The sequence below is a fragment of the Flavobacterium nitrogenifigens genome (assembly GCF_003254565.1).
GTDB classification, from domain to species: Bacteria; Bacteroidota; Bacteroidia; order Flavobacteriales; family Flavobacteriaceae; genus Flavobacterium; species Flavobacterium nitrogenifigens.
In genome coordinates, this window is sequence record NZ_QJRI01000158.1 from 39,709 (window position 1) to 52,950 (window position 13,242).

At 33.8% G+C, this 13,242-nt stretch carries 6 protein-coding genes; 3 read left to right on the forward strand and 3 right to left on the reverse strand.

Annotated features, from left to right (window positions below; genetic code table 11):
- Positions 1–10 precede the first annotated feature (10 nt).
- The 3 genes from DM397_RS02750 to DM397_RS02760 form a co-directional block, all read right to left on the reverse strand.
- Positions 11–1,864: an alpha-amylase family glycosyl hydrolase gene (locus DM397_RS02750; RefSeq protein WP_026729741.1), complete on the reverse strand. Its 1,854-nt coding sequence runs from the start codon at positions 1,862–1,864 to the stop codon at positions 11–13.
- A gap of 1,228 nt (positions 1,865–3,092) precedes the next feature.
- Positions 3,093–3,521 (reverse strand): hypothetical protein, encoded by a 429-nt coding sequence (locus DM397_RS02755; protein WP_204251867.1) that lies wholly within the window; start codon positions 3,519–3,521, stop codon positions 3,093–3,095.
- Positions 3,522–3,881: 360 nt separating this feature from the next.
- Positions 3,882–4,169, reverse strand: coding sequence for a DUF6965 family protein (locus DM397_RS02760; protein WP_111376081.1), 288 nt, complete (start codon positions 4,167–4,169; stop codon positions 3,882–3,884).
- A 926-nt stretch (positions 4,170–5,095) separates the two neighbouring features.
- On the opposite strand from DM397_RS02760, the gene DM397_RS02765 reads away from it, so the two are divergent.
- Genes DM397_RS02765 through DM397_RS02775 form a run of 3 tightly spaced genes read left to right on the forward strand, consistent with a single transcriptional unit; the run spans position 5,096 to position 12,777 of the window.
- A complete protein-coding gene (locus tag DM397_RS02765; RefSeq protein ID WP_111376082.1) occupies positions 5,096–5,551 on the forward strand; it encodes a T9SS type A sorting domain-containing protein in 456 nt (151 codons plus the stop codon).
- Between the two features lie 6 nt (positions 5,552–5,557).
- On the forward strand, positions 5,558–12,097 hold the full coding sequence (locus DM397_RS02770) for an RHS repeat domain-containing protein (RefSeq protein ID WP_111376083.1): 6,540 nt from the start codon (positions 5,558–5,560) through the stop codon (positions 12,095–12,097).
- A complete protein-coding gene (locus DM397_RS02775) occupies positions 12,094–12,777 on the forward strand; it encodes a hypothetical protein (protein WP_111376084.1) in 684 nt (227 codons plus the stop codon). The genes DM397_RS02770 and DM397_RS02775 overlap by 4 nt, the downstream gene beginning before the upstream one ends.
- The last annotated feature ends 465 nt before the right edge of the window (positions 12,778–13,242 follow it).

Below are 13,242 nucleotides of genomic sequence, written 5' to 3' on the forward strand. Positions count from 1 at the left end.
GCCGATTTTTTTATTTACTTAATTCCAGAACCCACATTTTTGTTGCTGGAATAACTGTTTTTTGAGAAGTCGAAATTTTTTCTTCTGTAATAACATTTTTAGCAGAAGCAAAACCGGCTGTCCTTTCATTGTATTTTTGAAAATCAATTTCTTTTTCAGAATTGCTTGTATTCATCACACACATTATTGTTTGGCTGTCATCATATCTAAAATAAACATATAAGCCATCTACAGGCGTATAGTGCATCATTTTTCCCGTTTTGATTGCTGATGCATTTTTTCTAAAATTAGCCAGCTTGCGAACCAATTCCTGTGTCGATTTTTCGTCATCAGTCATTCCTTTTCCTGTAAAAGCATTTTTCTCATCTTCTTTCCATCCTCCTGGAAAATCAGCTCTTAGTAAGCCATCTGGATTTTTAAATCCCTTCATCAAAACTTCAGAACCATAATATAGCTGTGGAATTCCTCTGCAGGTCAGCAGCCACTGAAACCCAATTTTTTGCTTTTCTGCATTTTCTCCCATTAATGAAAAAAATCGAGCCTCGTCATGATTGTCCAAAAGCAATACTTTCTGCATTGGATTTTTACTCAAAAAATCACTGCTCAAAGTATAATACAATTGATTGACTCCGCCTTTCCACCCAAAAGGTTCTGTCAAAGCTGGAATGATTCCGTAATACAGACTCTGAAAATCTACAACTGAAGGCAAATTGCTTTTGAACGGTGTATCTATATTATTCTGCTCAAAATAAGCCTGATTTGCTACCCCGTGCACCATGATTTCGCCAAAAATGGAAATCTTAGGAAACTCATCCATTATAGCTTTGTTGCAGCGGTTGGCAAAATTCAGGTCATTATAGGTATAAGTATCAAGGCGAACTCCATCAATACCAAACTTTTCAATATGCCAAATGCAATTTTGGATAATGAAATTGGCCATAAACGGATTATCTTGATTAATGTCTGGCATTATTTTATCAAACCAGCCATCGCTCATTTTCTTTTTGTCAGATTTTGTTCCGTAAGGATCAAAAAGCGGGATTTCTCTATAATTGGTTTGAGTATATTCTGGCCAGCGGTGAACCCAGTCATTTGCAGGAGGATCTAATTCTAGAAAATGAAACGATCCGATGTGATTATAAACTGCATCAAAAATAAGCTTCATTCCTCTTGAGTGAAGCTGATTGCTCAATTTTTCATACATCGCATCTCCTCCATATCTTCGATCAATTTTGTAATGATTTGTAATTGCGTAACCATGCTCAGTTCTTTTCTCCATATCATTTTCCATAACCGGAGTAAACCACAATGCTGTAACTCCAAGCCCCTGAATATAGTCCAGATTATTAATCACACCTTGCAAATCTCCTCCATGACGATCATACATTTCTTTTCGATTAAGGGACTGGTCACGCATTCCTTTGATTTTATCATTGGCAGTATCTCCATTACTAAAGCGATCAACCATAATCAATTCGATAAAGTCGCTGGAAGTCACTCCCTGAGCATATTGTATTCCGTTACCAGCTCTTCGGTTGTAAATAGGCCATTTTATTTTCTGTTTCCCAGATTTTTGATTCAATTCAATAATTACATCACCAGCAGCAGTTTCGGGTGAAATAGTAATATCTACCGCAATGTATTTTGAATTTGGAAAGGAATAAGTTTTGTTTATCGCTATTCCCGGATAATTGATGTTGATTTTATCTGTAGTAAAAGAGTCATCAGTACTTCGAATTAATAATTGAATGGAATTGGTCTTCATTCCTACCCACCAATTTGTTGGATAAACTTCTGTATTTTTAGCATTAATTGCTAAAGAAAAGCAGCATAGCAACATTAAAATAAAAGAGGTATTCTTCATAATATTTTTTTTAAAGTTAGAATAGTCGGCGAAGATATTATGCTTTTTAGCAATCAAAAAGGCAATTATTTAAACAGCATGATTTGTGTTGCAGACAGCAATCCAGAATCAATTATGCCATTTACAGAAGAAAACTGTTTTCTGGCTCAGTCCAGTTTTTATTTTAAAACAAAAACATTAACTTTAAAATAAATGACAAGTTAAAACCAGCTTACTTATATCAAGAGGATGTTCGAGAATATTTTATATAAGCCGAATTCATAGAGAATCTTTGCACATTTAGAGTATAATTATACAGTGCGCAATTTGAAAATATTTTTTTTTCAATAAACATGTAAAGCTGCATGTCCCAAAGAAATAAACAACAAAAATTTTTGTCTTTGCCCTATATTATATTTCTATAAACTGCAGCATTGATGCTGCATTCAAATATGGTCAAAGCCATTACGGCTTCATGACGGAGTGATGTTTCTATTGCTTCAAATCAGGTTTTTCGCATCGAAAGGATTGATATTGTTATTTCTAAATAACTGATATGCAAAATGCTGCAATACACAATTCATTTTGGATCTTGTAGCAAAACAGACGATTGCTTTAACTGATTAAATGCGAATTATCTCAAAAGACAAATGCATATATTAGACCTTATCACTTTTAACTACATTGTTAGTTTTGGCTACAATAAAACTATTTTTGGATACATTTAGCGGTATAAGAATCCACTTTTGTCCCTTGACATTTAAGGCTGCGGCACCTGAGATAATGTAGGGTGCCCAATGGAATGCTATTTGCGAGTGTTTATGTTTACTTTTTTAGCCATCAGATGCCTGAGGTTCATAAATATGATAGGCTGCCGGCTTCTGCAATAGAGTTTTTATTTTAGATGCAGTAATTTATGGACTTCTTTTAGAATAATAAGACCGGCGTCTCATTTCCCATTGTCAGCCGTTTATTTTCTCCTTATGATACCGGTTGAGCCATTTTTCCATCCCGAGCAGCAGCGAACCGGTGAAGCAATCCGGGCTAAATTCATTTTTTATGTTTCGGCTTTTAGTTTTTAAATACTAATTTCTTAGCCGTTGAGAAAACTTTTATCTTTAATCCTTGTTCCTACAGGGTACAGGCGAGGCGACCAGGTAGATCATCCCAGATACTGCGCTGATTTTCTATTAAACCAATTGCAAAAATCCGCTGCAGCGGCTGCAAGAAGTGCTTTCCTGCGAGCAGTTTAGTTGTCAGCTGCTTTTTTTTTATTTCTTTTTGCCGCATTGAGTTCGATATAACTAAGTCCGCAGATAATTACTATTTCAATCAAAAAATAGGCCGTCCCAATTATTGTCAGCAAATGGCAGTATTTAATCAGCAGTCCGATTGCCAGCACGCAATAAAGCAGGTTTGCAAAGCCGATAAGGCTTATGAAAAGTGCCCAGCGTCTTTTTAAAAACAAAAAACAGGCACTCGAATAAAAACAGAAACAAACTGCTATTACCGCAAGGTAAGCCAATGCAGTTTTTGGAATTCCAAAATATTCATTAAAGTGCCGCATTATTGTAAACAGGAAAAATGCTGTCAAAACTGCCCCTAAAGAGTCAATAAGGAAAAGTTTCCTTGGGTTCTCTGCCAAATGGCTTATTAGATTGTTTAGTATTTTATTCACTTGAAATGTTGTTGTTGTTGTTGTTGTTGTTGTTGTTGTTGTTGTTGTCTGGCTCTTTAGATTGTGTATTATATTGTTTTTCGGAAGCTTTTTCCCGCTATGCGTTTTACCCGATCGAAAGCGAACTGGCGAAGCAATCGGGGCTAGTAGGGCAGGACATCAATGTTTTTGCGCTTTAATCCAAGTATACGCTGTCGGTCTAATTTTTAATTCAAACAATGTTCCAATACGGCATCCGCTGTAAGCGCTCTTTCATGGATATCTGCAATTCTGCCCGGATGGATTGCTCCATATTGCCGGATTCTGTCCCGATTGGCCGCAAAGCAGCCTTTTGACCGGCCGGACTTTAGATGATGACGGCTATTGGTCTGTCTGCGGGCTGCTGTTCTGCTGGGTGATATTTTCTTCCCCTATCGGATTCTCTTCTGTTGCAGCCGGCTGCTGCTGCGCTTTTTTCATTAGAAGATAGAAATCCCTCAGGTGCCAGAAGGCGGGGCATCTCTCCACAGGGCCGCTGAAGTTTCTGATGGTGGAATAGCAGCTCCTTAGAAACACCTGGGTATCTGTGATATTGGCCCAAGGAGTCAATCTTACTTCCTTGGGCGGGGGATTATGCTCAAAATAGCGTTTTATCTCTTCATGGTTCATAGGGCAAAATTAGGCAAAAATCCCTGTCCTGTCAAGGGATGCGGGGGAACGTCTCGGGATTTTTTGGGGTATTACTGCGCATTTTTTCAAGGGGTCTGACACTCACTGGACTGGCTGGCTGTCTGTTTATTTCTTTCTTTCTTTCTTTCTTTCTTTCTTTCTAAAGTTTTTTTTAATTGCGATTTTGGCCTGCGATGCTAAAATTGATTCAGGTTAGCTAATTTGTTTAAATGGATAGACTGTTTAAAAGTTAGTTAGTTAGTTAGTTAGTTAGTTAGTTAGTTAGTTAGATTGTTTTCTCTTTTAAGATTGTTTTATTTTGGTTTTGGCCGGCGAGTGTGGAGTTGGGAAAAGAGTGCGGTATAATTCGAACTGTGATGTAAATATAAATGAGCTTTTCACAGCCAGACGGTATTTTCCTTTACGTTCTTTAATTTCAAAAACTACGATTTAAATTCTCCTAATTTTTCTTCACGCAGTATTGTCTAACAAAAATCTCTTTTCGGAAATAGTAAAAGCTTCTTTATAGGCAAACATAATAGAATAATCTCTTTCTTAGTTTGAGACTTTTTTTTTAGATAAAATTTCATTCCTTTTGAATTTATTTCAAAACCGCCGATACTTATATCATATGGGGTAAAACTATATTCCGAAAATGCATAGTTACAATCTTGTTTAATGATTTCCAAAATATGTCTCTCTCCAAAATTTTATCAGTTTACTTGTTATTTGAGTGTTTAATACTGTTAAGTTTCTATTTAATTAGCAGAATAGTTAGGTTAAACAGCTTTTATAAAACATTATTAAGAATAAATAAAAATAATTTATTTTTTGTAATACTAATTCTTAATTACAATTTATATTTGCTGTCGGAAATATAGATATTACTTTTTTAAACCAAGATTAAATAATTTATTGACGAGATTATGAATATAAAATTACTATCACTTTTTTTTTGCGTACCGTTCTTTATCAATGCTCAAAAGTTAACTTTTAATTACGATGTTTCTGGTAATCAGTCTATTCGTGAATTGTGTTTAGTCAATTGTACAAACACTAATAAATCTGCAAATCAAATACTAAAGGATATCGACACATTAGCTGACGATGACCTTCAAAAGTTTTCGCCCGAAGATGTCATATCCTATTATCCAAATCCGGTAAAAGAAGAATTATACTTAAAATGGCAGATCTTCGATCAAAAGTACGTGTCGGCAATTCAAATTTATAATATAAACGGTCAAATTCTTGATTCCTATGTTAACATAAAAACAATAAACAATCAAAATTTATCTTTTAACAGGTATCCCACAGGGGTTTATATTGTTATATTGATATATAGCAATGGAGATCAGGAAACAATCAAGATAATCAAGCAGTAACCACTTATGAAGAAAAAATACCTTTCACTTATACTTTTTATATTTACTATTATAATTTCAGCGCAAACACCTACAGGTTCCTCTACAGAGGCTGGCCTGACAGCTGGAAAGCTTTCCGTATCTCTAACAGGTGCTGCTAATTACGCAGTTCCAATTAATCTTCCTCCAGGTATTAATGAAGTGGTCCCTCGAGTCAGTCTTGCTTACAATAGTCAGGGGGTAGAGGGTATGGCTGCAAATGGCTGGGATATTGCAGGAATATCTAAAATTAAAAGAATTTCAAAGACAAGATTTCACGATGGGAATGTAGAAAATTACAAATTAACGCCTCAAGACAGATTTGCATTAGATGGACAGCGTTTGATGCTCAAATCGGGTACCTATGGTACTCATAATTCAGTTTATGAGCTTGAAAAGTTTTCACAAGTAAAAATTACTATGCTTTACGGCATGATTGAACCTTGGGAAGAAATTCAGTATTACTTTATGGCAGAGTATCCTGATGGCTCAAAAGCGATGTATGGAAACAAGAGTGATGCACAATCAGCATATGAATGGGCTATTGTTTCCTGGGAAAATGCCCAAGGAGTTAAAATTAATTATTCATATAATACGACAGGTGGTTATCTCTCCATAGCCACTATAAGATATGGAAGCAGAGGGCTAACAGCGCATATTAATGAAGTTAGATTTACATATACTGCAAGCCAAAGGAAGAATGAAAACTATATTGCGAACGGATATAAAATTATAAGAAACAATATTTTAAGTAAAATAGAAGTAATCAGTAATGGAACAGGCTATAGAAACTATTTTATTTCCTACACTACTGGGGATCGTATTTCGAGTATTACTGAAAAAAATGGAGATAATTCAAAGAATTATAATCCTACAGTGTTTACTTATGAAAATACAACGGATAATATTACTTATGCTCCAATTGGAGCCAGCTTAGATATTGGAAATATAACAGCGTCAAATGCCGCAGCAATATCAGGAGATTTTGATGACGATGGGAAGATGGACTGTATCATATATCCAAAAACGGGTAATGATAAAAATGCCAAGTATTGGTTGTTTAATGATATTACATCTGGAAATAATACAAGTTTAGGTTTATTACACAATGTAGGTGCCTTCGAAAAAATTTTTCCGACTACATGGTTGAGCTGGAATAATAAAATGATGCCTCAGGGGTGGACTATTGCAAAGAAAACAGCTACAGGATTCGATTTTACAGTTTGGAGCACTTCTATGTCTACAATAATACCACAATATACTAGAACTGTTAATTTTCCTACAACTCCAATAATTACAAAATGCTACACAAACTGCAATTCAGATATAGTTAATAAAATTTACCCTAAAAAGATTATTTCTGGTGATTTTAACGGTGATGGATTAACTGATGTTATCGCATTTGACTTGCCATTATCCCAAGGAGAATGTGTTTTGGATGATTATAGTCTTAGTATTTGTGAACTTAGATCTTCAAATTTGCTATCAAGAAAAGTTTATTTTATAGATTTGAAAAGAGACAACACAAGTGATTATTTGAAATATGCTGGCGAATTATCGGCTAATATAACAGACGATTCTGATACAGATATAAAAGTCGCCGATTTTAATGGTGACGGAAAATCTGATTTTTACATTTTTTATCGAGGGACACTTAGAGTTTATTCTCTTAATGAACAAAATAATATAGTTTTATTGTATGAAAACAGTGTTGCTGATAGTACTTTAGAAGGACCTTTGTTATTTGGGGATTTTAATGGTGATGGAAAATCGGATTTTATGGGTATTCCTCCCACCGGCTCCACATGGTATAAATATACTTCAACAGGAATTTCTTACTTAAAAGAAACAAAAAACTATACGGGGATACAATTTCCGGCAGAAGCTGCTTTCACGGATGCTAAATTTATAACACTAAATTACAACAATGATAAATTGACAGATCTGGCTTTAATTGTAAGTTCTTCTACAACAGCATCTAATGTGGCTGGAAGTGTAAATGTAAAGTGTTTTATCAATAATAATGGTGACTTTACGACAAGTACTGGTTTTACAGTCTCTGCGAATACAGGCATTCAAAGTACATTAAGTTTTGGAGCACTGCCAATATTTGTTTCTCCTACAGAAAGTAGTTCGCGAGATAATAATTTTGCTGTTTCAACTCTAGAATTAGCATTTATTAATAAAAACAAAGTACACTTTTTTAATTCTCAGAAAAATTATCTGAAAGATAATTTGATCAAAACTGTTACGATAGGAAATGGAGTAACAGAGAGTGTCTCTTATACTCCTTTAAACTCTGCTTTTAAAAATAACTATAATTCGATTTATAATCCAAGTTCAGGTATTTCTAATTTTCCTAATATGGATATTACGATAAATTCGAATATATATCTGGTTTCAAAAGTCGAAAAGCAAAGTTCATCTGTCTATAAAAAACGATTATTTGCATATTATGGAGCTGTTTCAAGTTTAGATCGAAGGGAGTTTATTGGTTTTCGTTCCGTTAGTCAATCGGACTGGCATGATGATTCATCGGTTATTTTTTCTACTGTTTATAATAACAATATTGACCTTAGAGCAGCAAATATCGAAAAATTTACAGTTCCTTATATGTATTATCCGTATGGATCGGCAAGTCCTTCAGATTTTACAACAAAACAATTAACCACATATGAAACTGCTGTTGATCCTCTGCGGGCAAATAAGGTTTATAAATTAAAAATTTTAAATTATAAAAACTTTAATTCTGTTACAGATATTAATAATGAAACTGCAGAAATCCAATATGATACCTACAACAATATAACATCATCTAAGACATATACAAAAAAAGGAAGTGCATTAACTAAGACGATGACAATAACAAAAGGATATGATTTTGTTGCTTCTCCATATATTGTAGGTAGACCAAAAAATAAAACGGTTAGTATTACGGCAAATAATCATACTATGACTAGTACAGAGGCGTATACTTATAATTCGAATAATTTACTATCAAATACAGATAAGAGTGCCACTGGTACATCTACAATATCCGAGAGCTGCATTTACGATATCTATGGTAATGTTACAAAAAAAACAATTACATCACAAGTGCCGGTTCAATCAAGATCAACGTTATTTGAATATGATACATCAGGACGTTTTATTACCAAAATAACTGACAATGACAATTTAACCGCAACCTATGAATATTACACTGAAAACGGGTTGATGAAGAAGGAGACGACACCATATAAATCATTCTCATATACATATGATTCATGGTTGAAAAAAATAACTCAAAAGAATAATCTGCTGAATACTACAACCACTTACTCTTATGCACAAAATGCTTCTAAAACTATTGTTACTACCACAGAAGATCCTTTAGATGGAAATATTTTTCAAGAAACATTTGATGATCTTGGCAGAAAAATCAGCACAGGCAGTAAGGATATAAACGGTTCATTTACGTATGTTTCTTATGTATATGATATTTTTGACAGACTAACTAAAAAGAGTGAGCCTTATTTTGGGACAACACCTGCTCAATGGAACGAAACTCAATATGATATTTATAGCAGGCCTATACAGAATATTTCTTTCAATGGTAAAATAGTTTCAAATGTGTATAATAAGTTAGTGACTACTAACACGGAAGGATTAAAAAGTAAAGTAATAACAAAGGACGCTGTGGGAAATACCGTTTCAGTTAGTGAAACTTCCGCAGGTGAAATTACTTACAACTATTTTGCAGACGGAAACCTAAAACAGATAAGTTATAATGGAATTTCATTAGATATTGAACAAGATGGATGGGGGAGAAAAACAAAATTTAAAGACCCCTCAAATGGAGATTATACATATGCCTATAACGATTATGATGAACTAACCGAAGAAAAATCACAAAATGGTAATGTAGTTACGACTATAACTCGTGATTCTAACGGCAGAGCTGTAAAAAAAACAATAATTGGAGGGGGGACAAACAGTGAAACCAATTACACTTATGATAATACAAAACTGCCGACAACTATTATTTATGAAGATAAAAATGAACCTGCAGGAGCAAGAAAAATTGAAACGGCAATTACTTATGATAATACTTATAAAAGAATATTAAGTATTGTAGAGAATAAAGTTGGTATTTCAAAATTTACAAGATCTTTTACATATGATGGTTTAGGTAGAGTTGCTACTGAGATTAAATTAGCAGAAATTGGAAGTAAAAGCAGTTCGGTTTATACTCAGAATGTTTATAAAAATGGGACTTTATATCAAATAAAAGATATTAATAATAAGGTTCTATGGCAAGCAAATACTTTGAATGCAAAGGGTCAAATACTTGAAGGGATTATTGGTAATGGAATAAAAAATACTTATACATATGATAATAACGGATTTTTATCTAAAATTCAATGTGACAAAACAACTGCTCCCACAGCAAATATTATGACTCTTACAAGTGCTTTTGATAAGAATACGAGAAATTTGGATAGCAGAACCAATAATGTTTTTGGAAATTATACCGAAAATTTTAAGTATGACGAATTAAATAGATTAAAAACGTTTACCAACAGATTAGGAATTGAAGAAACGCAGAGTTATGATGCTGCTGGGAAAATAGCAGCAAACAATTTAGGTGCTTATGGATATGACTCCACAAAAAAATACCAAAACAACAGTATTGCACTTTCAGCTGAAGCTGCAGGCTATTACGGGAATAGAGAAGGACTTTTTAATGACAGTATGGAAGATCGTACAGGATGGTCAAAAGGAGGTTACTATCCGACATTGATTTCGTTTGATAATACTGTTTCACATTCGGGAAAAAATTCGCTAAAAGTGAGCTCTGTAGGCAAGACAGTTAATTATGTACAGTCTAACGTTTACATTCCTATAGACAATGTAGCTGATACAAAATACACATTTTCAGGTTGGGTATATAGTGACAGTCCTAAAGCACAGCTTACCATATTTACTTATCAAACAATCGGGCAGAGTACATATACTGCAGCATTAAGTGTGAGCACAACAGCTTTAAACACTTGGACTTACATTACAAAAGAGATAACAGTGCCAGCAAATATTAAGGCGTTAAACCTTAGAGCAGACAATGTGGGAACAGGAAATGTATGGTTTGATGATGTTGAGATTCGTAAAAGCAGTGATCCTTCTTCGACTTTAAGAAAGCTTGCAGTTACCTACAACTCCTTTAAATCTCCTATTCAAATTGAAGAAATTAATGTAGATAAAATAAATTTCACCTATACTGACGGCAATACAAGAAGTTCGATGTATTACGGAAGCTTTGATACAGATAAAGCAGTTAGAGTGCTTCGTAAACATTATTCTGCTGATGGCAGTATGGAAATAAAAGAAAATAGAGTAACTGGTTCGTATGAATTTGTCACATATATCGGAGGTGATGGATATACTGCGCCGATTGCAGTTAAAAGTAATGGAACAGTGCAAAATTATCTTTATTTGCACAGAGACTATCAAGGCAGTATTTTAGCAGTTACAGATGCTAATGCAGCTGTAGTAGAGAAAAGATTATTTGATGGATGGGGTAATATAATAAAAGTACAGGACGGAAGCGGTAATGCACTAAATGGCTTGACTGTTTTGGACAGAGGATATACAGGGCACGAACATTTGCAAAGTGTGGGAATTATTCATATAAATGCAAGGTTATATGATCCAATGCTCCATAGATTTTTACAGGTTGATAATTATATACAGGATCTTTCCAATACTCAAAATTTTAACCAATATGCTTATGTATTTAATAACCCGACCAGCTATGTGGATTTAAGCGGAAATTCTGCAGATCCTCCGGCTGGTACAAATTATCGTGATGAATATGAATATAAAGACGAATTCGGATCATGGATTTATGATGCAAAATCCCAAACCTGGTTTGGAGTAGGCGGTTCACCTGACATTACCGTAGGGGCTGTTAATTTATCCAATGTCACAATTGGAGGAGTTAACCATAATAGTTATTCTTATGGTGGAGGGACCAGTCTTTTTTCGGGAATGACAGGAAATTTCACAGGAGGAGGAGCAGGAAATGACATGCAGAAAGCAAGTTTTATGGATGGAAATGTTTCATTATTTGATGTTGCCAATTTTGGAATAGGTTTTGTGGGATATTCTATTTCGCAGGTGCAGAGTGCAGCAGAAGCTGAAATGATTGCTTTAAAAAGTAGAAATACTTTAACGTCACTGGCAAAATTAGCCAAAATTGAATCGGGTCTTGTGGGAGCGAATAAATTTGCACGGGGCTTAGGTGTTGCGGGTGCAGTGCTTACCACCGGTAAAGTGGTTTATGATTATACGCACGGAAAAGATTTAACCGCTGGTCAAGTAGCGGATGTTGCTATAGCTGTAGGTTTAGCGGCACTAACAATTTCTAATCCGGTTGCATTAGTAGGATTCGGAATTTATGGTATATTAGATGCCACCGGTGCGCTAGACTCCATTAAAAGCTCTTTAGGCGGAGATACTGTAATATTAAAATCTAATTTCGAGAAATGACGACATATAAATTTAAAGCAACAACTACATTTCTTATAATTGTTCGGCTTACTTTAACGTTAGTAATTGTATTGGGAGTTTTTGCATTAGTATTAAAATTTGGTATTTTAGGAAAAATTAACAATGAATTTTTATTTCTCGGTTTTTTTTCATTGGTTTCCTTTTTAATATATTATTTGCTCAGGAGAATTACGGTCATTGATATTTCTATTAATTTAGAGGATAAAAACAAAATTGAAATTTTGTCGGAGAATATTATCTTTAGAAAAAGGAAATATGTTTTTTTATTTTCTGAAATCAAGTACTATTCATTTGAAAATGGCTCTGGATACAAAATATTTTGTTTGAAAAGAAATAGAGGGGGAAATTTTAAGTTCTTAATTTTTTATACAATTGAAAACTTAGGATTATTTAATAAGTTTTTTAAAGAATTTAAAAATATAATTGAATCACAAAATAGTGCCCCTCCTTTAAGCACTGGATACGAAAAACCGACAATTTATAAAACAAAACTTGGTTTAGTCTACGGCGTGTTAATTTTTTTAATCTTAATTGCTATTCCAATTGCACATATCATTTTTAAGACCAGGTTCAATATTGGTTTTTTGTTGATATTGTATCCGCCCAGTTTATTTTTTCTGATGCGTTTGTATCTTGAACAAAGAAATAAGACTAAATAGATTAACTATATGCCCTCAATTATTTAAATATTTGAGGGCTTTTTAATTGTTTTATAAAAATTAAAGTTTAAAGTTTATGAAAATAATAATCTTCAAAATATACTTACTACAATTTTTAGAAGAATAAAACAGAGAGTATTAGTCGAAATCTTGGTAATGTATCAGATGTGTTGGTGGTTAATTATTGCCTCTAACATTTGCAGAAAATCAGATGTTTATATTAATATAGCATAAAAATTAAGACAGCCTTCGGGCTGTTTTTTTTATTTTATATTGTTTCTTGTTTAAGCCGTTTGCCGGCTAGCTTTAGATTTTTTCTCTGCTCGTGTTTTGGCCGGCGGTAACAGAGTTATTGAGAGAGGTTTGTTTATTTAAAGGAGAAATCATTAAACTCTCTTTTTAGTTAGTTAGTTAGTTAGTTAGTTAGTTAGTTAGTTAGTTAGTTAGTTAGTTAGTTAGTTAGTT